We start from the raw sequence: 25,877 nt of genomic DNA, 5'->3' as shown, positions 1-25,877 counted from the left end.
GGGGTGGCGGGCTTGGGCGCGCCAGGACCCGGCTTGACCGCTGCCGCGGGACCCGGCTTCGGGCCGGGGCCCGGTACCACGGGACGCGGCTGGGGGGTCGGCCGCGGGGCGTTCGACCGCGAAGGCGCGGACGCTCCCTTACCCTCGGCCGCGAGGGAATCTCTCAACTTGCGCTCGACGGGCGCCTCGATGGTCGATGACGCCGAACGGACGAACTCACCGAGGTCTTGGAGCTTGGCCATGACGACCTTGCTCTCAACACCCAAATCCTTGGCGAGCTCATAGACCCGGACCTTGGCCACTTCACTCCTGTCTTCGGTCCGCGTCTTCTCAGTCCGCGCGACCGTCGCTGTCACTTCATGGGCGTGCTCATCGCTGTGTGCTCATCGCGTGCTCATGATGTTTCTCAACCTGCTTCCGCCTGATATCGCCGTACCCGCATGCACTCCCGACGGGAACGCATGACCTGTCTCTCCTCCGTCAGCCTGCCTCACTCACCGCTCCGTCGCACGTCGAGTACGACGTGCAACTGGCCGAGGTCAAGCGGTCCAGGCAGGCGCAAGGCCCGCGGAAAAGCCCGCTTCCGCTCGGCGAGGGCGAGACACTCGGGACGCGGATGCACGTAGGCGCCTCGTCCCGGCAGGCGCCGCCGCGGATCAGGCCGGACCTCGGACCCACCCGAGACTCCAGCCTCCGCAACGACACGGAGCAACAGGTCCTGCGCACCCCGCTCCCGGCATCCGACGCACATGCGCGTCGGGACGCCGTGGACTTCGGGGGTTACCGGCAGGCCAGTCACACTCCATGCTACCGCTAATCATGGCCGACTCTTACCGGGGCAAGATCGGCCTTCGCACCCACAACGCCTCGGCCCCGGCGTTTGTTCCCGCCGGGGCCGAGACTGACGAAGCGTCAGGGATGTCAGGGCACGGACTCAGCGCTCCGGATCGGCGTCCGACCTGATGTCGATGCGCCAGCCGGTCAGCCGCGCGGCGAGCCGGGCGTTCTGCCCTTCCTTGCCGATGGCCAGCGACAGCTGGTAGTCCGGCACGACCACCTGGGCCGAGCGGTTCTCCAGATCCACGATCTTGACCCGGGAGACCTTGGCCGGCGAGAGCGCCGAGGCCACCAGCTTCTCCGGGTCCTCGGACCAGTCCACGATGTCGATCTTCTCGCCGTGCAGCTCGGTCATCACGTTGCGCACGCGCGAGCCGACCGGGCCGATGCAGGCGCCCTTGGCGTTGACCCCGGGCTTGCGCGAACGCACCGCCATCTTGGTGCGGTGCCCGGCCTCGCGGGCCAGCGCGGCGATCTCCACCGTGCCGTCGGCGACCTCGGGCACCTCGAGCGCGAAGAGCTTGCGCACCAGGTTGGGGTGGCTGCGCGAGAGGATCACCGCAGGGCCGCGCGGGGTGCGGCGCACCTGCACCACCAGGCACTTGATCCGCATGCCGTGCGCGTACTGCTCGCCCGGGACCTGCTCGGGCGTGGGCAGCATCGCCTCGAAGCGCTCCTGCTTGCCCGAGTCGATCTCCACCAGCACGTGCCGGGGGTCGTCGCTCTGCTGCACCCGGCCGGAGACCAGGTCGCCCTCGCGCGCGGCGAAGTCCTTGAACACCGCCTCGTCCGAGGCCTCGCGCAGCTTCTGCGCGATCACCTGCCGGGCGGTGGCGGCCGCGATCCGGCCGAAACCGGTCGGGGTGTCGTCGAACTCCAGCCCGACCGGGCTGCCGGCCTCGTCGGTCTCCTTCACGAACACGCTCACGTGCCCGCTCTTGCGGTCCAGCTCCACCCGGGCGCCGGACCTGGCGCCGTCGGTGTGCTCGTAGGCGTGCAGCAGCGCCTGCTCGATGGCCCCGTACAACAGGTCCAGCGAGATCTCCCGATCCTGCGCGAGATCGCGCAGCATCCTCATGTCGATGTCCACCGGTACCTCAGTTCTGCTCGTCCACGTCCACGTCTTCGTCGGCCTCGTCGTCCAAGGCCTGATCCCCGTCGGCGCCGGGGCGGTTGAACTCGATCTGGACCCTGCCCTTGCCCAGTTCCGAGTACCCGAGTCGGCGCCGTTCACCGGGCTGTCCCGGCTTCTTCCCGGGCAGTTCGAGGGTGACGCCCTCGTCGTCGGCCTCCACCACCCGGCCGGTGATCTCGCCTCCGGCCGTCAGCGTCGCCTGCACCAGCCGTCCGGCGGCCCGCCGCCAGTGTCGCGGCTCGGTCAGCGGCCGGCTCACCCCCGGCGAGGTGACTTCGAGGTCGTAGGCGTGCTCGCCCATCTGCTCGCCCTCGTCCAGGGCGGCGGAGACCGCCTGGCTCACCTCGGCGATGTCGTCCAGGCTGATCCCGCCGTCGGCGTCCACCACCACTCGCAGCAGCCGCCGGCTGCCGGCCCGCTGGACCACGACCTCCTCGAGGTCATAGCCCAGCTCGGAGACCACCGGCTCCAGCTGGACGCGGAGCTTGGTCCCGTCGAATTCGGCGCGGGCGGCGGGGCTCATCGGACTTCTGCTCCTCGATGGTGCGGGGGACGGCGGGAGGGAGAGCGCAGGGGCACGCCTGCGCACGCCCGCATTTCCGGGGCGCGGCGCGGACCTCGAACCGCGCACCCAACAGGGTAGTCGCTCCCGGGGCCCCGGAAAGCCAGTCTCCGCTCGTCAGCCCGCGAGCGTGGCGACGAGTTCGGCCAGCGGCACGTCCCGGCGCTCGCCGGTCGCCCGGTCCTTGACCTCGATCACGCCGTCGGCCAGGCCCTTGCCCACCACCACGATCGTCGGCACGCCGATCAGCTCGGCGTCCTTGAACTTCACCCCGGGCGAGGCCGAGCGCCGGTCGTCGAACAGCACCCGCAGGCCGGCCGCGTCGAGGTCGGCGGCGATGCGCGCGGCCGCCTCGTACACGGCGTCGTCCTTGCCGGTGGCCACCAGGTGCACGTCCGCCGGAGCGATCTCGCGCGGCCAGACCAGGCCGAGCGCGTCGTGCCGCTGCTCGGCCACGGCCGCCACCGCGCGCGAGACGCCGATGCCGTAGGAGCCCATGGTCACCCGCACCGGCTTGCCGTCCGGGCCGAGCACGTCGAGCCCGAAGGCGTCGGCGTACTTGCGCCCGAGCTGGAAGATGTGTCCGATCTCGATCCCGCGGTCGATGCTGACCGGCGAACCGCAGCGCGGGCACGGGTCACCGGCGCGCACCTCGGCGGCCCCGATCGTCCCCGAGGGGGTGAAGTCGCGCCCGTACACCACGTGCGCGGCGTGCCGGCCCGGCTCGTTCGCCCCGGTGATCCAGGACGAGCCCGGCACCACCAGCGGGTCCACCTGGTAGGTGTATCCGGCCTCTGCCAGGGCCTGCGGGCCGATGTAGCCGCGCACCAGGGCCGGGTGCTTGGCGAAGTCCTCGGCCTCGAACAGCTCGATCTCGGCCGGGCTCACCGCGGCCTCGAGGCGCTTGAGGTCGACCTCGCGGTCTCCGGGCACGCCGACGACGAGGATCTCCGGGTCCTTCTTCCCGGGGTGGCGCAGCTTCACCACCACGTTCTTGAGCGTGTTCGCCGCCGTGGTCTGCTCGAAGCCCTCGAAGCCGCGGAACAGCGTCACCAGCGACTCGATCGTGGGCGTGTCCGGGGTCTCATAGACCTGCGCGGCCGGCTCGGCGGACGCGTCGATCTCGGTGCCCGGGCGGCCTTCGAAGGCCTCGGTGTTGGCCGCGTAGTCGCAGTTGCCGCACTGGACGAAGGTGTCCTCGCCGGTCGGCGCCGGGGCCAGGAACTCCTCGGAGGCCGAGCCGCCCATCGCGCCGGACATCGCCGAGACGATCCGGTAGTCCATCCCGAGCCGCGTGAAGATCCTGATATAGGCCTCGCGGTGCAGCTCGTAGGAGCGCTTGAGGCCCTCGTCGTCGAGGTCGAACGAGTACGAGTCCTTCATCACGAACTCGCGCCCGCGCAGGATGCCGGCCCGCGGACGGGCCTCGTCCCGGTACTTGGTCTGGATCTGGTAGAGGTTCACCGGCAGGTCCTTGTAGGACGAGTACTCGCCCTTGACCAGCAGGGTGAACATCTCCTCGTGGGTCGGACCGAGCAGGTAGTCGTTGCCCCTGCGGTCCTTGAGCCGGAAGAGGTTCTCGCCGTACTCGGTCCAGCGGCCGGTGGCCTCGTAGAACTCGCGCGGCAGCAGCGCCGGGAAGTGCACCTCCTGCGCGCCGAAGCGGTCCATCTCCTCCTTGACCACGCGCGCGACGTTGTCGAGCACCATCTTGCCCAGCGGCAGCCAGGAGTAGATGCCCGGGGCGACGCGGCGGACGTAGCCGGCGCGCACGAGGAGCTTGTGGCTCGGCACCTCGGCGTCGGCCGGATCATCGCGAAGGGTGCGAAGGAACAGCGACGACATGCGCGAGATCACTGCGGGACTCCTCGGAGACGGAACGGACAATCGACACCCGAGGATATCGGGCCCGGGGCCGCGCGCCGAACGGATCACCCGATCCGCCGCCGCGGCAGGCCTCTCACCGGACTTCCACGGGGGCGTGCAGGGTGCGGGAGCTCAGAACAGCACCGAGGCGAACTCGGAGACCTCGCGGAAGCCGACGCGGTGGTAGGCCGCGCGGGCCGGGGCGTTGAAATCGTTGACGTACAAGGAGACCAGCGGCGCGAAGTCGCGCAGCGCGTACTCCACCACGGCCGACATCCCGGCCTCGGAGATGCGCTGGCCGCGGAAGCGCGGGTTGACCCAGACGCCCTGGATCTGGCACGCCTCGCGGGTGACGGCGCCGATCTCGGCCTTGAACACGACCTCGCCGCGGTCGATCCAGGCGAACGCGCGCCCGGCGCCGATCAGCTCGGCCACCCGCTGCCGGTAGCCGTGGCCGCCGTCGGCCCCCACCGGGGAGACGCCGACCTCTTCGGTGAACATGGCCACGCAGGCCGGCATGAGCGCGTCGAGCTCGGCCGGGCGCACCGGGCGTACCCGGAAGTCGGGGGCGACGGTGGGCGAGGACTCGCGGATGACCATCACCGGCTGGCTGGCCCGCACCTCGCGCGGCCGGCCCCAGTGCGCGCCGAGGTAGGACCACAGGTCGAGCACGGGTTCGCGCGGGCCGACGATCGAGGAACAGCGGCGCCCCTGCTTGCGGGCGCGGTCGGCGAAGGCGCGCACCGACTCGGGCGTCGCGCACACCGGCACCAGGTTCGCCCCGGAGAAGCACATGGACGCGAGCCGGCCGCCGACGTGGAAGCCCCACAGTTCGCCGCCGAGCTGCCACGGGTCGAGGCCTGCGGCGGCCACCCGGGAGGCGATGAAGACGTTGTCGACCGGGTCGCGGGCGAGCAGGTCGAGCACCTCGCCGAGATCTCCCGGCCCGAGTACGCGGGCGGCGGAGGAGGGCGAGAGCAGCCGCGTCACCATGTTCACCGCGGGCTCACCCCCGGGGCGCGACGCGGCGCGGACGACGGGGACACGGCGCCACCCGTGCGGGCGCGGACCGACTCGAAGGGCACGGGACCACTCTAAGCCCTGCGTCGGTTCTTCGGACGGGACTCGATGCCGGACTCGGGCCGGACTCGGCGGCGGCCGGGGCCGCCGCCGAGCACACCAAGACGGTCAACGAGGCGTTTCGGCCAGGTGACCGGGGCGTTTCAGCCCGCCGACACCTGGGGCTCGCCCTCGCCCAGGTCCGCGCCGAGTTCCTCGGCCAGGCGGGCGGCCTCCTCGACCAGGGTCTCGACGATCTTGGCCTCGGAGACGGTCTTGATGACCTCGCCGCGCACGAAGATCTGGCCCTTGCCGTTGCCCGAGGCCACGCCCAGGTCGGCCTCGCGGGCCTCGCCGGGTCCGTTGACCACACAGCCCATCACGGCCACCCGCAGCGGCACGTCCAGGCCCTCGAGCGCCGCGGAGACCTGGTCGGCCAGGGTGTAGACGTCCACCTGAGCCCGCCCGCAGGACGGGCAGGAGACGATCTCGAGGCCGCGCTTGCGCAGCCCGAGCGACTCCAGGATCTGCGTGCCGACCTTGACCTCCTCCACCGGCGGGGCCGAGAGCGAGACCCGGATGGTGTCGCCGATGCCCTCCGCCAGCAGCGCGCCGAAGGCCACCGCGGACTTGATCGTGCCCTGGAACGCCGGGCCCGCCTCGGTCACGCCGAGGTGCAGCGGGTAGTCGCAGGCGGCCGCGAGCTGGCGGTAGGCCTGGATCATCACGACCGGGTCGTTGTGCTTCACCGAGATCTTGATGTCCCGGAAGTCGTGCTCCTCGAACAGCGAGCACTCCCACAGCGCGGACTCGACCAGCGCCTCCGGGGTCGCCTTGCCGTACTTCTCGTAGAGCCGCGGGTCGAGCGAGCCGGCGTTGACCCCGATCCGGATCGGGGTGCCGAGGTACTTCGCCCGCCGGGCGATCTCCCCGACCTGGTCGTCGAACTTGCGGATGTTGCCCGGGTTCACCCGCACCGCGGCGCAGCCGGCGTCGAGGGCGGCGAAGACGTACTTGGGCTGGAAGTGGATGTCGGCGATCACCGGGATCTGCGACTTCTTCGCGATCGTCGGCAGCGCGTCGGCGTCGTCCTGCGAGGGCACGGCCACCCGCACGATCTGGCAGCCCGAGGCGGTCAGCTGGGCGATCTGCTGCAGCGTGGCGTTCACGTCCGAGGTGAGCGTCGTGGTCATCGACTGCACCGACACCGGCGCGTCCCCGCCCACCGGGACGGAGCCCACGTGGATCTGCCGCGAGACGCGGCGGGGCGAAAGCGGCTTGGCCGGCACGGACGGAGTGCCGAGTGCGACAGCGGTCATCGGGTCGGGTTCTCCCTGGGTCGTGGCGGTCGTGCTCTAACCAAGATTCTGATCGGCAGACGAGGCTGCTACCCATCCACGCTACGGCACGTCCTTCTCAGCGGTGTACTCCGGTCGCCGAGCGGCACCCGGTCTTCACCCGATCTTCACCGGGAGACGGGGTGCCGGGATACCGCCGACTAGCCCAAGCGGATCGGGTTGGTGATGTCCGCGGCGACCAGAAGCACGGTCAGGCAGACGAAGACCATGAGGAAGACGTAGGCCACCGGGATCATCTTGTTGATGTCCACCCGGCCGGGTTCGGGCCGGCGCAGCAGCCGGTAGATCCGCCGGCGGCCCTCCTCGTAGAGCAGGATCGCGATGTGCCCGCCGTCCAGTGGGAGGATCGGCAGCAGGTTGAACACGCCGATGAACACGTTGACCTCGGCCACCAGCAGCAATACCGCCCCCACGCCGCCCTGCTGGAACAGGGTGCCGCTGGCCTGCGCCATGCCGACCACGCCCACCGGGCTGTCGGTCGAGCGCTGGGAGTGGTCCACGGTGGACTGGAACAGCTTCGGGATGGACGCCGGGATCGAGGCCAGGCCCTGGAAGGTGCCCTTGATCGAGATCCAGAAGTCGTCGCCGCTGGTCTTGACCGCGGCGACCGGGTTCTGCCGCACCTGCACGGTGCCGGGGATGAACCCGATGACGCTGCCGGTGCCGGTGCTGCCGTTCGTCTCGGTGACCGTGGCGCCGCCGACGGGCTTGACCTCGAGCACCTTGGTCTGCCCGGACGGCTCGAGCACGGTGATCCGGGCGACCTTGCCGCCGGGCAGCGCGTGCAGCGCGTCCACCATCGAGGTCGCGTCCGTGACGGTCTTGCCGTCGACGGCGGTGATCTTGTCTCCGGCGACGAGGCCGGCCGCGGCGGCGGGGCTGACCTGGCCGGCCGTGCAAGCCGTGGTCGATCCGGCGTTCTTGCCGCTCGGCACCATGCACGCCGAGACGGTGCCCACCGTGTTGGTGCTCTGCTGCAGGCCGAAGAGCATCGGCACGAAGGTGAAGAGCAGCAGTGCGATCAGGAAGTGCATGAGCGAACCGGCGGAGAGCGTGAGCAGGCGGTTGCGGGCGGGCTTGTTCTTGAGCGCCCGCTCCTCGTCGCCCGGCTCGATCTCGTCGAGATCGGTCATGCCGACGATCTTGACGTAGCCTCCGGCCGGGATGGCCTTGACCCCGTACTCCGTCTCGCCCTTGCGGAAGGACCACAGCTTCGGCCCGAACCCGACGAAGAACTCCGTGACCTTGCCGCCCGACCAGCGCGCACACCACATGTGGCCCGCCTCGTGCAACACGATCGAGAGCAACAGAGCGAGCACGAACAACAGCGCGCCTACGACACCCACGCTCGATTTCCCGCCTTCGCTTGCCTGTTCACCAGTCTCCCGCGCCCCTATACCCGTCACAGGGACAGACGCGCGAGGACCATCGGAAAGTTCCTCCGACCGTCACCGCAGCGGCGTAACGCGGGTCACCCACTTCGCCGACGGCGGGCGGCGCAGTGCGCCGATCGGGCCACCCTACCGAGCCAGGGCGAGGCGCGCCGCCCGTTCCCGCGCCCACGCGTCCGCCGCGAGCACCGCGTCCAGGTCGAGCCCGCCGGCCCCCACCCGTTCGGCCGAGGCCTCGTGCTCGGCCACCACGGCCGCCACCGTCTCCACGATCCCGGTGAACGGGATGCGCCCCTCCAGGAACGCCCCCACGCAGGCCTCGTTCGCCCCGTTGAACACTGCGGGCATCGTCCCGCCGGCCGCGCCCACGTGCTTGGCCAGCCCCACCGCCGGGAAGGCCTCCTCGTCCAGCGGGAAGAACTCCCAGGTCGCCGCCTTGGTCCAGTCGCAGGCCGGGGCCGCGTCGGCGACCCGCTCCGGCCAGCCCATGCCCAGCGCGATCGGGATGCGCATGTCCGGCGGCGAGGCCTGGGCCAGGGTCGAGCCGTCGGCGAACTCCACCATGGAGTGCACGACCGAGGTCGGGTGCACCACGACCTCGATCCGGTCGAAGGGCACGCCGTAGAGCAGGTGCGCCTCGATCACCTCGAGGCCCTTGTTGACCAGCGTGGCCGAGTTGATCGTGACCAGCGGCCCCATCGCCCAGGTCGGGTGGGCCAACGCCTGCTCCGGCGTGACGTCGTGCAGGTCCTCGCGCTTGCGCCCGCGGAAGGGCCCGCCGCTCGCGGTGACGATGAGCTTGCGCACCTCGGCCGCCGTGCCCCCGCGCAGGCACTGGGCCAGCGCGGAGTGCTCGGAGTCCACCGCGACGATCTGCCCGGGCGCCGCCAGCGAGGTCACCAGGTCGCCGCCGATGATCAGCGACTCCTTGTTGGCCAGGGCGAGCGTGCGCCCGGCCTTGAGCGCCGCGAGCGTGGCCAGCAGCCCCGCCGCGCCGTCGATGCCGTTGAGCACGACGTCGCAGTCGTACTCCGCGAGCTCCACCACCGCGTCGGGCCCCGCCGTCAGCTTCGGCAGCCGCGCCTCGCCGACCGCGTACCCGCGCCGCTGTACCTCGGCATAGAGCTCGAGTTGCACGTCCTGCGCGGCCGTGCCCTTGGCCACCGCCACCACCTCGACCTCGAGGTCGAGCGCCTGCTGCGCGAGCAGTCGCGGGTTCGCCCCGCCCGCCGCCAGCGCGACCACGCGGAACCGGTCCGGATTGCGCCGCACCACGTCGATCGCCTGTGTGCCGATCGAACCGGTGGACCCGAGGATGACGATGCGCCGGGAAGAGCTGCTCGCGTTCATGAGGGCCATTGTGGCGCAGGGCCCGAACCGCTCCAATCGGGGGCTGACGCCCGCGGCGCGTCCCGACGGGCCGTCAGAGACCCCGAATGGTCGTGCGTCCGGCTCCCGCCCGCGCGGGGACCGGCCGAGATGCGCGCTCCACCCCGGCTCCTTTACCTGTACCCATGACGGATATCGACCTGCTCAGCGAACCAGCCGTGCACCGGTCCGCCTTGGCGGCGAAGGAGTTCGTACACCGCCTCGCGCCCTCCCAGGTGCTGCTCGCCGACGTGCGCCCGAGCGGCCACGACGCCTTTCGCGCGGTGGCCCAGTGGCCGCGGACCAGGACCGGGCACGACCCGGGCGCCGCACACGCCGGCAGACCCGACCCGCTGATGGTCCCCGAGACACTGCGCCAGCTCGGCGTCTTCCTGCCGCTGCGGTACTACGGCGTCGACCCCGCATCGCGGCTGGTGATCGAGGAGCTCAGCTTCGTCCTCGACCCCGCCGCCGAGCCGACGGAGCACCAGAGCGGCCTGGAAATCACCTGCGCGGCCCAAGTCAGGCGCGTCGGCGCGGCCGCCTCCGGCCCGCCGCACAGCCTCGCGCTGACCGTCGAGCTCTCGGCGCACAACACGCCGTTCGCGCGGGCCGACGGCATGGCCCGGGTGCTCAGCCTCGCCGCGTACCGCGCCGTACGCAACCGACGGAAGCTGGTGCGCGAGGAGACCGAGTCCGCGGCGGGCACCGATCCAGCAAGCTGCGAGGAACTGGTCGCGCCCGACCGCGTCGGCGTCTTCAACCCGCACGACGTGCTGGTGGCCGTGGACGGGCAGGGCACGACCCGCATCGTCCCGGCCGACCCGCACCACCCGTTCCTGCACGACCACCCGAGCGACCACATCACCGGCGTCACCCTCATCAGCGCCGTGCGTCAGGCCGCGGCCCTGCAGCGCGGCCGACCCGAGCTGCGGATGATCTCCTGCGCGCTCAGGGCCACCCGGTTCACCGAACCCGACCCGCCCGCGACCGTCGAGGTCGAGGAGTCGGGCCGGTTCGAGATCCGGCAGGAGGGCACCGTCACGGCGTCCGGGGAGGTCGGGTTCGAGGGCTTCGAAGGCCGCGAAGGCTCCGAGGGCTTCGAGAGGGCTTCGAAGGCTGAGGCGAGCTGAGTCGACGTCAGACGCGTTCAGGCGTCCCGCCGCAGCCGTCTCAGAGGTCGATGCCCGTCAGTACCAGCACCCGCTCGTAGGTGTAGTCCGCCATCGCGTACTTCACGCCCTCGCGGCCGACGCCCGAGGCCTTCGCGCCGCCATACGGCATCTGGTCGGCCCGGAAGCTCGGCGCGTCCCCGATCACCACGCCGCCCACCTCGAGCTCGCGGTGCGCCCGGAACGCGTGCTGCAGGTTGTGCGTGAACACACCCGCCTGCAGCCCGTACTTCGAGTCGTTGACCGCCGCGAACGCCTCGTCCACGCCGTCCACGACCTGCAGCACCAGCACCGGACCGAAGATCTCCTCGCACAGCGCCTTCGCGTCGTGGGGCACCTCGGCCAGCACGGTCGGGGCGTACGTGGCGCCCTCGCGGGTGCCGCCGGCCAGCAGCTTGGCGCCGGCGTCCACGGCCTCGTTCACCCACTGCTCCACCCGCTGCGCCGCCGCCTCGTTGATCAGCGGACCGACGTCGGTGGCCGGGTCGGTCGGCGCGCCCACGCCCTGCCGGGCCACCGCGTCGACGATCTTCGCGGCGAGCCGGTCGTAGACCGCCCGGTCCGCGATCACCCGCTGCACCGAGATGCAGGACTGCCCGCCCTGGTAGTTGGCGAAGGTGGCGATGCGGTTGGCGGCCCAGTCCAGGTCGTCCTCGGTGCTGTAATCCGCCAGCACGACCGCCGCCGCGTTCCCGCCGAGCTCCAGCGTGACGTGCTTGTGCGGCGCCTGGCCCTGGATCAGCTCGCCCACGACGGTGGAGCCGGTGAACGAGATGACCGGCAGGCGCGGGTCCGTGGTGAGCGCGGCCATCCGCTCGTTGGGCACCGGCAGGATGGACCAGCTGCCCTCGGGCAGGTCGGTCTCGGCCAGCAGCTCACCGATCAGCAGCCCCGCCAGCGGCGTGGCCGGAGCGGGCTTGAGCAGGATCGGCGCGCCCGCCGCGATGGCCGGGGCGACCTTGTGCGCGGCCAGGTTGAGCGGGAAGTTGAACGGCGAGATGCCCAGCACCGCGCCCTTGGGGAAGCGCCGCACGATCGCGGTGCGCCCGGCCGCGGCAGCGTCGGTGTCGAGCCGCTGCACCTCGCCGCCGAACCGCCGCGCCTCCTCGGCCGCCCAGCGGAACACCGACACCGCGCGCCCGACCTCGCCGCGGGCCCACTTGATCGGCTTGCCGTTCTCGGCCGTGATCAGCTGCGCGATCTCCTCGGTCCGCTCGCCGAGCCGGCGCGCGACGTGGTCGAGCGCACTGGCCCGGGCGTGCGCGGAGAGCGCGGTCGTGGCCGGTACGGCGGCGTGCGCGGCCGCGACGGCCTGCTCCACCTGCTCGTCCGTCGGGACCGAGACGGTCGCGACCAGGCTGCCGTCGTAGGGGTTGCGCACCTCGAAAGAACCGGCCCCGGTCGCCGGTCGCCCGGCCAGCCAGAAACTGCGCGGTGCGGTGGGCTCGGTGGACTCAGCGGACACGGGTGACTCCCTCAGACCTCGGGACAGCGGCGATCACTCCCGCCACCCTAATTTCCCCGCCGCGGACGTGTCTCGCTACACCTTGGCGGGGAAATCCGGCCGACGCCCTCAGGTTGCAAAGCAACGGCGCTCGGTGATCAGGCCCGGAGATTCACCAGCACCGGCGGGGTGCGGATGCCGTCCGGCGTGGCCAGCGAGATCAGCGCGTGCCCGACCGGCACCTCGTTGATGATGTCCGAGGGCGACCAGACGTACCGCTCCACCGCCCGCGTCGCCACCGACCGCTGGTACTGCGTGCTCGAGGACCCGGTGAGTGACTGCACCACCGACTTCTCGCCGCGCCCGAAGCGTCCGGACGAGCCGGGCGAGGAGACGTGGCCGGTGCTTGTGGTGGTGGACGAGCCGGTCGTGACCGTCGTCTCGGCCGACCAGGCCGTGCCCCAGTAGTCGGCGAAGTAGCGCGCGTCGGCCGGCTCGACTCCGGCGAACACGGCCTTGCACCCGGTCGCCGTGAACACGGCCGAGCGCAGGTGCTCGGGGAACTGGGCGAGCGACTGCGTCAGCAGCACGATCCCCGCGTTCGCCGCGCGGGCCCGCTGCAGGCCCTGGACCACGTACTCGTCCACAAAGCGCCCCGCCTCGTCCACGACCAGTCCCTTGAACACCTCGCGGTTGGCCTCCGGGGCCGCCACGACCTGCACGAACTGGGCGATGGCCAGCCGGGCCAGTATCCGCGCGGCCTGCGGCGAACTGCCCTCGGGCAGGGCGATGCGCACCCGCAGCGGCCGGTCGATGTCGCGCATGGAGAACTTGCGGGTGCGCCCGTCGAACAGGTCGATCAGCTGCGGCCGGTCGAGCAGCCGCAGCCGCTCGTTGAGCAGCGGCACCGGGCTGTGTGCGAGCACGTCGTCGATCAGCTCGCGCAGCCGCGGATAGCGCCCGTTGCGCTCGGTGAACCCGGAGATGATCGAGTAGAGCGTGTTGCGCGCGGCCGAGTCCACCGCGGGGTCGCGCACCGCGCTGTCCGGCGGCAGCACCGCCCCGGCCAGCCGGTCCGCGGCCTCCTCGGGCCCGCTGGCGCCGCCGAACAGGTCGAAGCCCCAGGAGTTCGGCCCGGCCGGGACGTTCGGGTCGATGTCCACGTCGAAGAAGTCCGGCAGCTGCCGCGCGTCGAACGCCGACCCGGTCGGGTCGATGACGACCACGGAGGCCAGCCCGACCAGCGTCTGGAGCCCGAGCAGCTCGATGATCGGCCGGGCGAAGGAGCGCGTCTTGCCGGCACCGGGCGGCCCGACCACGAGCATCGAGGTGCGCAGGACCTCGGTGTCGAGGGCGAACCACTCCCGCTGGTGCGTGGCCGGGTTCCGGTCGGTCTCGGCCGCGATGCCCAGCCGCGCCTGCCCGGTGACGAGGTCGTGCTGCACCAGCCGGGGCATCGGCAGGTCGCGCTGCCCGGAGGGGTGCAGGAACGCGCCGCCGCCCTTCTCCTGGATCGCGGTCGCTATCGGCGCGAGCTGCTGCGGCCCGTTCTGCCGCACCGTGCGCTGCACGACCCGCGCCACCCGGACGTAGTCCACGTCGGTCAGCTCACCGGTCGCGACCTCCTCGTCCAACCGCTGCGCCGCGTCCATGTACCCGGCCGCCCGCAGGTCCGCCCACAGGTCGGGCCGCGGCTTGGGCACCGGCGCGGGCTTCGGCGGCTCGGGCCGGTAGCGCAGGTAGAGCCAGCGCAGCACGATGTGCCAGCGCCCGTAGACCCCGCACGCCACCACGACGATCAGCACGGTCAGCTGCGGCACCGCGGGCAGCCCGATGTAGGAAAGGCCGTAGCCGAGCGGCAGCAGCAGCCCCACATAGATCGGCACCAGCAGAATCAGCGCCAGCCGCGCACGCCGCCACACGTGCGGCGGCAGCGGCCCCGGCCGTCCCCCGTCCCCGTCGCCCTCCGTGCGCCCGAAGGCGAAGACCCCCGGCACGTCCAGCAGCCGATCCCCGTGCACCCAGCTGACCAGGTCCGGCCGGACCTGGTCGGTCCACGCCGAGCCGGTCCAGTAGCGCAGCTGCGGCTGCCCGCTCGGACACGGGTACCAGCCCTCCCGCATGCCCTGTCGTCGGGCCGCGGACCCGTCCGCCGCGTCCTGGTCCACCGTCACTGTGCCGCTCCCCTGCTGATGACGCACCTGATGACCTGTCGGATCGATGGTATCGAGCGTGACCCACGCGGATAAGTCGTCTGCCACGGCGGCGGGTCGGCGAATCGGTGAATCGGCCGACCGGAGAATCGATGCGCCGTCAGGTCGATGCGGGGACAGGGTGAGCAGCGCCGCGGGGGCACGAGTGAGCGGTGCAGTGTGGAAAACAGGGTGGGGGGCGCGGTGGCGGACGCGATGCCTCGTCGGCGCGCACGTCGAACGGGACACGGCGCCGGTGGAACGCCGGCGGAACTATCGCCCGTGGGAAGAACGTGGGCAGACGCAACCCGGAGCGGACGGGTGTGAGCAGGGCCGACGAGGCGGGGTCGGGAAGGTCTGCGGGCGATGGGACGATCGGATCCGGGGCGAGGTGATGCTCTATGTCCGGTCCGAAGCGATGGTCGGGTCGAGCGGTCCGGCATGGTCCGATCCGATCCGATCCGGTGCGATGCAGGGGTCGGGTCGGGTCCGATCCGAAGCGGTGCGCGGGTCAGGCGGTCCCGTCCGATCCGATCCGATCCGATCCGGTCTGATCCGGTCCCCTCGGTCCGATCCGACAGTCTGCGAAGGTCCGTCCCGATATTGGCGACGATCTGCGAAGTGCCATCCGGCAAGACCTTGGCTAGGGTCGGTCTCAAGCCCTCCCGCATGACGAATGGAGTCCCCAATGTCCGCGCTCGCCCACGGCGGTCCCACGCTTGCGCAGGAACGTCGCCTCGTCACCGAGATTCCCGGGCCGCTCTCGCGGGAGCTGTTCGAGCGGCGTAACGCGGTCGTGGCCAACGGCGTGTCCACCACGCTGCCGGTGTTCGTCACGCAGGCGGGCGGCGGTGTGGTCGTGGACGTCGACGGCAACTCGCTGATCGACTTCGGCTCCGGCATCGCCGTGACCAGCGTGGGCAACAGCGCCGAGGCCGTGGTGAACCGGGCCGCCGAGCAGCTGCGCCGGTTCACCCACACGTGCTTCATGGTCACCCCCTACGAGTCGTACGTCGCCGTGTGCGAGCAGCTCGCCGAGCTGACCCCGGGCGACCACGCGAAGAAGTCGGCCCTGTTCAACTCGGGTGCCGAGGCGGTGGAGAACGCGGTGAAGATCGCCCGCGCCTACACCAAGCGGCAGGCCGTCGTGGTGTTCGACCACGGCTACCACGGCCGCACCAACCTGACCATGGCGCTGACCGCGAAGAACATGCCGTACAAGGACGGCTTCGGCCCGTTCGCCCCCGAGGTCTACCGGGTGCCGATGGCCTATCCGTTCCACTGGCCGACCGGTCCCGACAACTGCGCCGAGGAGGCCGCCGCGCAGGCGATCTCGCAGATCGAGAAGCAGGTCGGCGCCAAGAACGTGGCCGCAGTCGTGATCGAGCCGATCCAGGGCGAGGGCGGGTTCATCGAGCCGCCGCTCGGCTTCCTGCCGCGCATCGCCGAGTTCTGCAAGGCGAACGGCATCGTGTTCATCGCGGACGAGATCCAGACCGGCTTCTGCCGCACCGGCGACTGGTTCGCCTGCGATCACGAGGGCATCGTGCCCGACCTCGTCACCACCGCCAAGGGCCTGGCCGGCGGCCTCCCGCTGGCCGGCGTGACCGGTCGCGCCGAGATCATGGACGCCGCGCACGCCGGCGGCCTCGGCGGCACCTACGGCGGCAACCCGGTGGCCTGCGCCGCCGCCCTCGGCGCCCTGGACACGATGCGCGCGCAGGACCTGCCCGGCGCCGCCCGCCGCATCGGCGAGATCATGCTGCCGCGCCTGGGCAAGCTGGCCGAGCGCTTCGCGCAGATCGGCGAGGTCCGCGGCCGCGGCGCCATGATCGCGGTCGAGCTGGTCAAGCCCGGCACCAAGGACGCCGACGCCGACCTCACGGCCCGCATCGCCAAGGCCTGCCACGCGCAGGGCCTGATCGTGCTGACCTGCGGCACCTACGGCAACGTGCTGCGCTTCCTGCCGCCGCTGGTGATCGGCGAGGACCTGCTGAACGAGGGACTCGACATCATCGAGGCCGCGTTCGAGCGCGAGACCGCGCAGGCGTAGCACCCGCCAGGCCACGTGGGCATGGCAGCCGCGTGGCCACGCGGGCGTAGCAGCCCGACCGAAGAGCCGGACCCACAACTGAATCGACCAGACCCACCGCCACAAGCGGTAGCGGCAAGTGGAGCACTGCGTGACGCAGCGGTTCCCCTCGGCGCACGGTGCGGTGGCCCGGATCCGGGCCACCGCACCGCCGTGTTCATGGCGCGTGCTCCCATGGCGCCGCGGACGACAGTGGTTCCCGTTCGGCGTGGCTCCGGTTTGGCAGTGGCTCCGGTTTGGCAGTGGTTCCGGTTTGGCAGGGGTCCCGGTTTGGCAGTGCTTCCGGCGTGCGGAAGCTAGGCTCGGTCGGGTGGGGTGTGAGGGCGTAGGGTCGGGGTCGATGGTCGGGTGGAGTCGTCGAGGATGGATCGCGCCGAGCGTGCTGCTCGGCGCGTTCGCTGTGCTGCTGTGGCAGGTGCTCTCGCACGGCGTGGTCACCCGCATCGACGTCCACGTCCGCAACGCCATCCAGAGCGCGGCCACCTCGCCGAGCCTGGACTGGCTGGTGCGGATCGGCCGGGGGTGCGCGGACCTCGGGAATCAGGAGCCCGCGCTGCTGTGCCTGGTCGTCGTGACCGGGTACGCCGCGTGGCGGCGGCGGTCGTGGCGGCCCGTGGTGCCGACGATCGGCGCCCTGGTGGTGCTGGCGAGCGTCATTCCGCTGAAGCTCTGGGTCGCGCGCCCGGGCCCGGGTGAAGTCGTGCTGGGCAACGCGAATCTCGGCTTCTTCCCGTCCGGGCACACTGCCGACGCCCTGTGCTGTTACGGCATGTCAGCGTTCCTCCTCGGTGTCTTCGTGTGGCAGGGGCGTACCGCGCGCCTGGCCCTCGGCGGCGCGGCGGCGGGCCTGCTCGTACTCACGGTCTTCGGCCTGCTGTGGTCCAACTTCCACTGGCTCTCCGACATCCTCGGCTCCGTGTGCTGGTGCGGCGCGTGGCTGCTGGTCATCGCGCGATCGAGCGGGCCGGCTGGGTGGGGGCGCGCAGGATCGGGCGGGCGTGCCGAGGCTGACCGCGAGACAGCACGGCTCTGAGTCGGGCGGAGTGCTGGACCTGGTGCGCCTCGAGTTCGCGCGCGAGTTCGGCCGGGGTGCACAACCTGCTGCGTACGACGGCTGCCACGACCGCGCGCACGACCTCGATACTTCGCGCGCGCAGGCAGGCGTCCACGGTGGCGCGGGCGGGCGGGGCGAGGGCGCAGTGGCCGATGACGACGGGCGGCGGCAGCCGGGTGGTCCTGGTCACCACGACGAAGCCGTCCGACTTGAGCCGCCGCGCGTGCGGAATCAGCACGCGCACGCCGAACCCGGTGCCGAGGCCGATGCGGTAGGCCCAGAGCGCCGCGAAGCCCGTCACCAAGGCCCCCGGACCGGCGAAGAGCAGTGCCGCGCGCAGCCGCTGCCAGCGGGTGAGCGGGCCGCCGCGGTTGGAGACGGTGCCTTTGAGGACGCGGCGCCACGGCCCCTGCGGACGCTCCCGATACCTGATGGTGGACGCCGGGACGCCCAACGCGAGCAGCTGGCTCCTGGTCGCGAGGCCGTCCTGTGCTGCGAAGAGCTCGTTGATCGACTGGTACTTGACCATGCCGCCCTCCCCGTGAGTGTCGTCTGTGCGCGGAGCCGTTCAGCTCCATGTGATCAAGCATCAGCTCTGAGGTAGGGGCGACACATCGGTCAAACTGCGTATTTCGGTACGCGCAATGAACGAGCCCGGACGAGTGGGTAAGTGGTTTGTCGTATAGCGACAGACACAACGGCAAAGCCCCGGCGTGGCGCGCAGCGGAGCGCGCAACCACGTCGGGGCTTGTCCCGTACAGCCGGCCCAGCCGGCTCGGATCGGCTCAGCCGTTGGTCGGGAAGCCGAGGTTGATGCCGCCGTGCGAGGGGTCGAGCCAGCGCTGGGTGACGGCCTTGGTGCGGGTGTAGAAGTGGACGCCCTGGGTGCCGTAGGCGTGCGAGTCGCCGAACAGCGAGGCCTTCCAGCCGCCGAAGGAGTAGTAGGCGACGGGGACCGGGATCGGGACGTTGATGCCGACCATGCCGACCTCGACCTCGTTGCGGAACTTCGCGGCGGCGCCGCCGTCGTTGGTGAAGATGGCGGTGCCGTTGCCGTAGGGGTTGGAGTTGATCAGCTCCAGCGCCTCCTCGTAGGACTTGGCGCGCACGACGGAGAGCACCGGGCCGAAGATCTCGTCGGTGTAGATCGGCATGTCCCGGTTGACGTGGTCGAACAGCGTCGGGCCGAGCCAGAAGCCGTCGGCGGTGTCGATACCGGTCTCGGAGGTGGAGTCGATCGGGTGCTTGCGGCCGTCCACGACCAGGGTGGCGCCGGCCTCGAGGCCCGCGTCCAGGTAGGAGGTGACCTTGTCACGGTGCACGCCGGTGACGAGCGGGCCCATCTCCGAGGTCGCGGAGCAGCCGGGGCCCACGCGCAGCTTGGCCACCCGCTCGGCGATCTTGGCGACCAGGTCGTCGCCGATCGGGTCGACGGCGACCAGCACGGACACGGCCATGCAGCGCTCGCCGGCGGCGCCGAATCCGGCGTTGACGGCGGAGTCGGCGGCCAGGTCCAGGTCGGCGTCGGGCAGGACCAGCATGTGGTTCTTCGCGCCGCCGAGGGCCTGGACGCGCTTGCCGTAGCGGGTGCCGTTCTCGTAGACGTAGCGGGCGATCGGGGTCGAGCCGACGAAGGAGACCGCCTTGACGTCCGGGTGCTCGAGCAGGCGGTCCACCGCGACCTTGTCGCCGTGCACGACGTTGAACACGCCGTCCGGCAGCCCGGCCTCAGTCCACAGCGCGGCCAGCCAGTTCGCGGCGGACGGGTCCTTCTCGCTGGGCTTGACGATCACCGTGTTGCCGGTGGCCAGCGCGATCGGGAAGAACCACATCGGCACCATGGCCGGGAAGTTGAACGGGGAGATGATCGCGACCGGGCCGAGCGGCTGGTGCAGCTCGTAGACCTCGACGCCGGTGGACGCCTGGTCGGTGAACCCGCCCTTGAGCAGCTGCTGGATGCCGCAGGCGAACTCCACCACCTCGATGCCGCGGGCCACCTCGCCGAGCGCGTCGGAGTGCACCTTGCCGTGCTCGGAGACGATGATCGCGGCGAGCTCGTCGCGGCGGGAGTTGATCAGCTCGCGGAAGTTGAACAGGATCGTGGCCCGCTTGGCCAGCGAGGTGCTGCGCCAGGCCGGGAACGCGGCGGCGGCCGCGGCCACCGCGTCGTCCACCTCGCGCACCGAGGCGAAGTCCACCGTGCCGGTCAGCGCACCGGTCGCCGGGTCGTAGACATCGCCGTGCCGCTCGGCCGAGCCGGTCCACGGCTGGCCGTCGATCCAGTGCGTCACATGCTTGCTCACGAAAAGACCTCTGCCTTCAGACGTGCGTGAATTATCGTGTTTCGAGTCTGCGGGGACGGCGGGTGCCACGTCACTTTCCAGTGTGTCGGCCCGCCGCCCGATCGCCTTACAGATGCTGACGCACCCTGTCCCCCTACCCCGCTGCGCCCGGCCTAGTGCCAGTGCCGGGCACTACGAGTCGAACCGGCCCTACGAGTCGAAACCCAGACCGAAGCGGTCGAGGGTGCGCAGCCACAGGTTGCGTTTGCCGCCATTGTGGTCCGCTCGGGCGAGGGACCAGGCGGTGGTGTTGATGCCTATCGCCTTGAACGGCTCGGGCGGGAACGGGAGCGGCTTGGAGCGCACCATCTCGAGCTCGGTCAGTTCGGTCGGCTCGCCGGTGAGCAGGTCCAGCATCACCTCGGCGCCGAACCGGGTGGCGCCGACGCCGAGGCCGGTGAAGCCGGCGGCGTAGGCCACGCGCCCGTCGTAGGCGGTGTCGAAGAACGCGCAGAAACGGGTGCAGGTGTCGATGACGCCGCCCCACTCATGCGAGAACCGCAGGTCGGTCAGCTGCGGGAAGGTGTCGTAGAAGTGCCCGGCCAGCTTCTCGAAGGTCTTCGGGCGCTGATCCAGTTCGGGCGCGATGCGGTTGCCGAAGTGGTAGACGGCGTCGTAGCCGCCCCACAGGATCCGGTTGTCCGCGCTCAGCCGGTAGTAGTGGAAGTGGTTGGCGCTGTCGCCGACGCCCTGCCGGTGGCGCCAGCCGATCGCGTCCAGCTGGGCGTCCGTCAGCGGTTCGGTCATCAGGGCGTAGTCGTAGACCGGCACGATGTACGGCCGCACCCGCTTGATCAGCGAGGGGAACACGTTCGTGCCCAGGGCGACGCGCCCGGCGGTGATCCGGCGGCCGGATTCGGTGTGCAGCACCATGCCGGTGCCCGACTTCTCCAGCCCGGTCACGCGCGTACCCTCGTGGATCCGCACACCGAGCGCGAGGCACGCGTCGCGCAGGCCCCAGGCGAGCTTGGCCGGGTGCACCATGGCGCAGCCTTCGCGGTCCCACAGGCCGGCGTGGTACGTCGGGGAGTTCAGCTCGGCGCGCACGGCGTCGGCGTCGAGGAACTCGACGTCCTCGCCGTACTGACCGGCGACGGAGGCGTACTCGGCCAGGTCGGCCGCCTGCCATGCGGCCGTGGCCACGGACAGCTGGCCGGTGCGCTCGAAGTCGCAGTCGATGCCGTACTTCTGCACGGTGGCCTGCATCGCGTCCAGGTTGGCCTCGCCGAGCCGCACGAGCGTCGGGAGTTCGGACTCGAAGCGGTCGATGCCGTTGGGCAGGCCGTGGGTGAGCGAGGCCTCGGCGAATCCGCCGTTGCGGCCGGAGGCGGCCCAGCCGATCCGGTTCGCCTCGATCAGCACCACGTCACGGCCGGGGTCGCGCTCCTTGGCGATCAGCGCGGTCCACAGTCCGCTGTATCCGCCGCCGACCACGGCCAGATCGCAGCTGAGGTGTTCGGCCACGGCGGGCAGCGGCTCGGGACGGCCGGGGTCGTCCAGCCAGAACGGTACTGGCGCGGCCCCGGCCAACGCATGGCTGACTTCCATGAGAGTCCCTCTCGGCTTTCCGGTGCGCCGACGCGCGGCAAGCGGCCGCGGGTCGGAAGTGTGTGGTGGGAACAGTGGCTCCGTGCCCTCATCTTCTCCGCCGGGCCGCGCGGTTCCCCAGTCGCAACGCCGTCAGCCGTGGGGTGGGAAATCTTGCACAGTGGAAGACCGCGCGGCGCACCGTGGGGCGATGTGGAAAAGCGCGGGCCCCGGCCGGAAGGGGATCGGCCGGGGCCCGCGAGCGACGCGGTGTCGGCTAGGCGCGACGGGCCTTGACGATCTGCGGCACCTGGGCGAACGCGATGCCCGCCAGGGTGACCAGCAGCATGGTGGAGCCGATGACGTCGATCTGCGCCGGGACCGAGTGCTGGAACGAGGCGTAGACGTACATCGGGAAGGTGACCTCGTTGCCCGCCGTCAGCACCGTGATGATGTAGTCGTCGATGGAGAGCGCGAAGGAGAGCAGCGCGGCGGCCAGGATGCCGGGCATGACCAGCGGCAGGGTGACCCGCCGGAAGGTCTCGAAGGGAGTGGCGTACAGGTCCGCCGCGGCCTTCTCCAGCGTCGGGTCCATGCCGGACAGGCGCGCCTTGACCGTGACCACCACGTAGCTGAGCGAGAACATGATGTGGGCGATGACGATCGTCCAGAAGCCCAGCGAGTTGCTGCCGGTGGTGTTGTAGAAGAAGGTCATCAGGGTGATGCCCATGGTGACCTCGGGCGCGGCCATCGGCAGGAACAGCAGCACGTTGAGCAGTGTGCGGCCCTTGAACCGGTAGCGCATGATCGCGAAGGCCACCATCGTGCCCAGCGCGGTCGCCCCGATCATCGCGATGACCGCGATGGTGATCGAGAGCTTGATGGACGAGCACATGTCGGAGCTCGCGCACGGGTGCTGCCAGGCGTTCGTGGAGAACTTGTGCCAGACGAAGTTGTACTTGTTCGCCGGCTGGTTGAACGAGAACAGCAGCATGACCGCGTTGGGGGCGATCAGGAAGACGAGGATGAGGATCGAGACGAACATCAGGATGTGCGACTTGATCCAGTCGAGAGCCTTGGTCATTAGAGCAGGTCCTCCGATCCGGCCTTCTTGACATAGCCGAGCACGATGAGCAGGGTGCCGGCCGTCAGGATGACGCCCATGGCCGAGGCGATGGGATAGCCGAACACGTCACGCAGGGCCTCGTTCTCGATCACGGTGCCGATGACGTGCGTGTTGGGGCCGCCGAGCATGTAGGCGTTGACGTAGTCGCCGACCGCGGGGATGAACGTGAGCAGGGTGCCCGCGATCACGCCCGGCAGGGACAGCGGCCAGGTGATGTAGCGCCAGGTCTTGAAGCCGGAGCAGAACAGGTCCCGGCCGGCCTCGTGCAGGCGCGGGTCGATCTTCTCCAGCGAGGTGTAGAGCGGGAGCACGGTGAAGGGCAGGAAGTTGTAGACCATGCCGAAGATCACCGAGAAGGGCGTGTTGAGCAGCTGGTGGTTGTTGGTGAGCAGGCCCAGGTGCACCATCACGTTGGTGACCTTCAGGTCCATCAGCACCCGGGTGATCCAGCCGTGGTCCGACAGCAGCGTCTCCCAGGCCACCGTGCGGATCAGGAAGCTGGTGAAGGCGGGCGCGATCACGAGCGCCATCAGCAGGTTCTTCCAGCGCCCGCCGCGGAAGGCGATGAAGTACGCCAGCGGGTAGCCGAGGGCGAGGCAGATCACCGTACAGGCGACCGAGTACTCCAGCGAGTGCCAGACCTCGGTGCTGTACTGGGAGAAGGTGGTGCTGTAGTTCGCCCAGTTCCAGGTGACCTTGAAGCCCATGTCCAGGCTGCCGGTCTGCACCGAGGCGGAGATCGCGGTGAAGATCGGGATCAGGAAGAAGATCAACAGCCACAGCACGCCGGGGGCGAGCAGCACGTAAGGCAGGATATTGCGCTTCTTCGGGTGGTCCTCGGGCCGGCTCAGCGCGTCGGGGGGAGCGGCCTGGACCGTCGCGGCGCTCACTTCGCGGCCTCGTCGTCGATGTCGGCGCCGGCCTCGATGTCCTGGCGGCCGTCGAGCCCGAAGGTCTGGCTCGGGTCCCAGGTGAGGGAGACCGCGGAGCCGGGCCGGAATATCTCCTTGCCCATGTTCTGCTCGAACACCGAAAGCTCCTGGCCCCAGGGCATCTTCACCAGGTACTGGGTGGAGACGCCGATGAACGAGGCGTCGGTGACCACGCCGCCGGTGAGCACGTTCTGGTCGGACGGGGTCTCGGCGTCGGCCGGGAGCAGGGAGACCTTCTCCGGGCGGACGCCGACGATGACGGCGTCGGACGGGGCCTGGCAGCGGGCGCCGGGCAGGGTCAGCCGGTGGCCGTGGGCCTCGACCGCGATCACGTCGCCCTTGGCCACGGTGGTGCCCACGACCAGGTTGGACTGGCCGAGGAAGTTGGCCACGAAGGTGGTGGCCGGGTTCTCGTAGAGCTCCTCGGGCGAGCCGAGCTGCTCGATCCGGCCGGCGTTCATCACGGCGATGGTGTCGGCCATGGTCATGGCCTCCTCCTGGTCGTGCGTGACGTGCACGAAGGTCAGGCCCACCTCGACCTGGATGCGCTTGAGCTCGATCTGCATCTGCCGGCGCAGCTTCAGGTCCAGGGCGCCGAGCGGCTCGTCGAGCAGCAGCACCTGCGGCTGGTTGATCAGCGCGCGGCCGACCGCGACACGCTGCTGCTGGCCGCCGGAGAGCTGGCTCGGCTTGCGCTTGGCCAGGTGGCCGAGCTCGACCAGCGCCAGCATGTCCTCCACCTGCTTCTTGACGTCCTTGACCCCGCGCCGGCGCAGGCCGAAGGCGACGTTGTCGTAGATGTTCAGGTGCGGGAAGAGCGCGTAGTTCTGGAAGACGGTGTTGACCGGGCGCTTGTACGGCTTGGTGGAGGTCACCTCGGTGTCGCCGATGTAGATCCGCCCGGCCGTCGGGTCCTCGAGGCCGGAGACCATCCGCAGGGTGGTGGTCTTGCCGCAGCCGGAGGCGCCGAGCAGGGCGAAGAAGGAGCCCTGCGGGATGGTCAGGTCGAGGTTGTCCACCGCGGTGAACGAGCCGAATCGCTTGGTCAGTCCGGTCAGTCGCAGATCGCCGACCGCATCAAGAGTAGTCATCGCTAGAGCTTTCATACGGGGCGTCAGCCGGTGATCTGCTGGAAACGGGTGGTGTAGGAGTTGAGCTGGTCCACGTTCAGGTTCATGAAGCCCTTGGCACCGGCCTTCATCTTGGCCGTGGGCACGATCAGCGGATTGCTCGCGGCCTCCGGGTCGAGCTGCTGGAGCGCCTCGTCCGCGCCCTGGACGCAGGGCAGGTAGTCGATCCAGTCGTCGAGCTGGGCGGCGATGTCCGGGTTGTAGTACCAGTTCATCAGCAGCTCGGCGTTCTTCTTGTGCCGCGCGAAGTTCGGGATGCACATGTTGTCCGACCACGAGAGCATCCCGTCGATCGGCAGGTCCACCGTGACCAGGTTGTCCTGGCCGAGCTGCGCGACGTCGCCGGAGTAGGCCATGGTCGCGCCGATGTTGCCCTGGCTAAAGGAGCTGATGTAGTCCTGGCCCATGAACTGGCGCACCTGGCCGGAGCCGCGGGCCTGGCTGACGTAGTTGAGCGCGTCGGTGTAGTCGGAGTCGGTGAAGTTCTCCGGGTTCTTGCCGAGCGCCATCAGGGCGAACGCGATGGTGTCCTCCATCTCGGAGAACAGCACCACCTGGCCGCGCAGGTCGGGCCGCTCGAACAGCTCCTTGATGGAGGTGACCGGCTCCTTCACGATGTTCTTGTTGTACGCGATGGTGGTGTAGCCGTAGGCCCAGGGGAGGGTGAACTTGCGGCCCGGGTCGATCGGGTCGTTGAGGATCTCCGGGAGCACGTTCTTGTGGTTGGGCATCACCGAGAGGTCCAGCTTCTCGATGTAGTTGTAGTACCGCAGGATCGGGATCATGTAGTCCGAGAAGACCATCAGGTCGACGCCGGTGTCCTTGCCCGCGGACAGGTCGGGGTCGAGCTTGGTGTAGTACTCGTTGTTGTCGGTGATGTCCTCGACGTAGTTGACCTTGATCCCGTACTGCTTGGTGAACGCGTCGATGGTGGGGTGGTCGCTGGTGTTCGTGTCGCTGGCGACGTCGATGTACGAACCCCAGTTGTGGAAGTTGACCACCTTCTCGGTGTCCGAGTAGTCGGTCGCGCTGCGTCCGGTGGATATGGACTCGGGCACCACCGGGTACTTCGGGTCCACGCCGCACGCGCTCAGCGCGCCGACGCCGGCGGCGGCCAGTCCGCCGAAGGCGCCGGCCCGCAGCAGCTTGCGCCGGCTCAGCGCCGAGGACGCGGCGTAGGTGTGGCTGGTACGCCGCATCGCGCCGGCCTCGGCAGCCCGGGCGAGATGGGACCGGCGCTCGTGGATCTCGTCCGGATCGGGGGACGGTATCGAAGGTGGCATAGGGGGT

General features: G+C 70.4%; 21 protein-coding genes. 3 read left to right on the top strand and 18 right to left on the bottom strand.

What is annotated here, in order from left to right:
- The 9 genes from KDL01_RS10790 to dxr all read right to left on the bottom strand — a co-directional run.
- On the bottom strand, positions 1 to 302 hold a 302-nt coding region (locus tag KDL01_RS10790; RefSeq protein WP_212528273.1), incomplete at its 3' end, for a translation initiation factor IF-2 N-terminal domain-containing protein.
- A 188-nt stretch (positions 303 to 490) separates the two neighbouring features.
- The gene (locus KDL01_RS10785) at positions 491 to 751 is read right to left on the bottom strand and encodes a YlxR family protein (protein WP_212528272.1); all 261 of its coding nucleotides are present in this window, start codon (positions 749 to 751) and stop codon (positions 491 to 493) included.
- Between the two features lie 183 nt (positions 752 to 934).
- The gene (gene nusA / locus KDL01_RS10780) at positions 935 to 1,927 is read right to left on the bottom strand and encodes a transcription termination factor NusA (RefSeq protein ID WP_212528269.1); all 993 of its coding nucleotides are present in this window, start codon (positions 1,925 to 1,927) and stop codon (positions 935 to 937) included.
- A 7-nt stretch (positions 1,928 to 1,934) separates the two neighbouring features.
- Positions 1,935 to 2,495 carry a ribosome maturation factor RimP gene (rimP, locus tag KDL01_RS10775; protein WP_212528268.1) on the bottom strand — a complete coding sequence of 187 codons (561 nt, stop codon included), beginning with the start codon at positions 2,493 to 2,495 and terminating at the stop codon, positions 1,935 to 1,937.
- 156 nt (positions 2,496 to 2,651) lie between these two features.
- The gene (locus tag KDL01_RS10770; RefSeq protein ID WP_212528267.1) at positions 2,652 to 4,391 is read right to left on the bottom strand and encodes a proline--tRNA ligase; all 1,740 of its coding nucleotides are present in this window, start codon (positions 4,389 to 4,391) and stop codon (positions 2,652 to 2,654) included.
- A 141-nt stretch (positions 4,392 to 4,532) separates the two neighbouring features.
- Positions 4,533 to 5,393, bottom strand: a complete 861-nt coding sequence (locus KDL01_RS10765) for a GNAT family N-acetyltransferase (protein WP_246576262.1) — start codon at positions 5,391 to 5,393, stop codon at positions 4,533 to 4,535.
- A 230-nt stretch (positions 5,394 to 5,623) separates the two neighbouring features.
- A complete protein-coding gene (gene ispG / locus KDL01_RS10760) occupies positions 5,624 to 6,778 on the bottom strand; it encodes a flavodoxin-dependent (E)-4-hydroxy-3-methylbut-2-enyl-diphosphate synthase (protein ID WP_212528265.1) in 1,155 nt (384 codons plus the stop codon).
- Positions 6,779 to 6,957: 179 nt separating this feature from the next.
- Complete coding sequence (locus KDL01_RS10755) at positions 6,958 to 8,163, bottom strand: M50 family metallopeptidase (RefSeq protein WP_212528264.1); 1,206 nt, start codon at positions 8,161 to 8,163, stop codon at positions 6,958 to 6,960.
- A 174-nt stretch (positions 8,164 to 8,337) separates the two neighbouring features.
- Positions 8,338 to 9,567, bottom strand: a complete 1,230-nt coding sequence (gene dxr / locus KDL01_RS10750) for a 1-deoxy-D-xylulose-5-phosphate reductoisomerase (RefSeq protein ID WP_368861544.1) — start codon at positions 9,565 to 9,567, stop codon at positions 8,338 to 8,340.
- Positions 9,568 to 9,722: 155 nt separating this feature from the next.
- On the opposite strand from dxr, the gene KDL01_RS10745 reads away from it, so the two are divergent.
- Positions 9,723 to 10,709 (top strand): AfsA-related hotdog domain-containing protein, encoded by a 987-nt coding sequence (locus KDL01_RS10745; protein WP_212528262.1) that lies wholly within the window; start codon positions 9,723 to 9,725, stop codon positions 10,707 to 10,709.
- A gap of 40 nt (positions 10,710 to 10,749) precedes the next feature.
- Here KDL01_RS10745 and KDL01_RS10740 read toward each other — a convergent pair whose 3' ends face one another.
- Entirely contained in the window at positions 10,750 to 12,213 is a 1,464-nt protein-coding gene (locus KDL01_RS10740) for an aldehyde dehydrogenase family protein (RefSeq protein ID WP_212528261.1), read from the bottom strand.
- Positions 12,214 to 12,350: 137 nt separating this feature from the next.
- Complete coding sequence (locus KDL01_RS10735; protein ID WP_212528260.1) at positions 12,351 to 14,366, bottom strand: DUF2510 domain-containing protein; 2,016 nt, start codon at positions 14,364 to 14,366, stop codon at positions 12,351 to 12,353.
- Between the two features lie 706 nt (positions 14,367 to 15,072).
- On the opposite strand from KDL01_RS10735, the gene gabT reads away from it, so the two are divergent.
- Positions 15,073 to 16,437 (top strand): 4-aminobutyrate--2-oxoglutarate transaminase, encoded by a 1,365-nt coding sequence (gene gabT / locus KDL01_RS10730; RefSeq protein ID WP_212528259.1) that lies wholly within the window; start codon positions 15,073 to 15,075, stop codon positions 16,435 to 16,437.
- A 379-nt stretch (positions 16,438 to 16,816) separates the two neighbouring features.
- Positions 16,817 to 17,509: a phosphatase PAP2 family protein gene (locus KDL01_RS10725; protein WP_212528258.1), complete on the top strand. Its 693-nt coding sequence runs from the start codon at positions 16,817 to 16,819 to the stop codon at positions 17,507 to 17,509.
- Here KDL01_RS10725 and KDL01_RS10720 read toward each other — a convergent pair.
- From KDL01_RS10720 to KDL01_RS10690, 7 genes are all read right to left on the bottom strand, one after another.
- Positions 17,421 to 18,059, bottom strand: a complete 639-nt coding sequence (locus KDL01_RS10720; RefSeq protein ID WP_212528257.1) for a hypothetical protein — start codon at positions 18,057 to 18,059, stop codon at positions 17,421 to 17,423. The genes KDL01_RS10725 and KDL01_RS10720 overlap by 89 nt on opposite strands.
- A 256-nt stretch (positions 18,060 to 18,315) precedes the next feature.
- Positions 18,316 to 19,833, bottom strand: coding sequence for a CoA-acylating methylmalonate-semialdehyde dehydrogenase (locus tag KDL01_RS10715; RefSeq protein WP_212528256.1), 1,518 nt, complete (start codon positions 19,831 to 19,833; stop codon positions 18,316 to 18,318).
- 189 nt (positions 19,834 to 20,022) lie between these two features.
- Positions 20,023 to 21,420, bottom strand: a complete 1,398-nt coding sequence (locus tag KDL01_RS10710) for an NAD(P)/FAD-dependent oxidoreductase (RefSeq protein ID WP_212528255.1) — start codon at positions 21,418 to 21,420, stop codon at positions 20,023 to 20,025.
- Between the two features lie 256 nt (positions 21,421 to 21,676).
- Complete coding sequence (locus KDL01_RS10705; protein ID WP_212528254.1) at positions 21,677 to 22,483, bottom strand: ABC transporter permease; 807 nt, start codon at positions 22,481 to 22,483, stop codon at positions 21,677 to 21,679.
- Positions 22,483 to 23,415: an ABC transporter permease gene (locus KDL01_RS43260; protein WP_212528253.1), complete on the bottom strand. Its 933-nt coding sequence runs from the start codon at positions 23,413 to 23,415 to the stop codon at positions 22,483 to 22,485. Before KDL01_RS43260 ends, KDL01_RS10705 begins: the two co-directional genes overlap by 1 nt.
- Entirely contained in the window at positions 23,412 to 24,548 is a 1,137-nt protein-coding gene (locus KDL01_RS10695; RefSeq protein ID WP_246576251.1) for an ABC transporter ATP-binding protein, read from the bottom strand. Before KDL01_RS10695 ends, KDL01_RS43260 begins: the two co-directional genes overlap by 4 nt.
- A 23-nt stretch (positions 24,549 to 24,571) precedes the next feature.
- Complete coding sequence (locus KDL01_RS10690) at positions 24,572 to 25,870, bottom strand: polyamine ABC transporter substrate-binding protein (protein WP_212528251.1); 1,299 nt, start codon at positions 25,868 to 25,870, stop codon at positions 24,572 to 24,574.
- Between the last annotated feature and the right edge of the window lie 7 nt (positions 25,871 to 25,877).

Source organism: Actinospica durhamensis (assembly GCF_018139695.1).
Taxonomy (GTDB): domain Bacteria; phylum Actinomycetota; class Actinomycetes; order Streptomycetales; family Catenulisporaceae; genus Actinospica; species Actinospica durhamensis.
The sequence above is the reverse complement of the archived record's forward strand: the minus strand, read 5'-3'. Positions and strand labels throughout refer to the sequence as shown.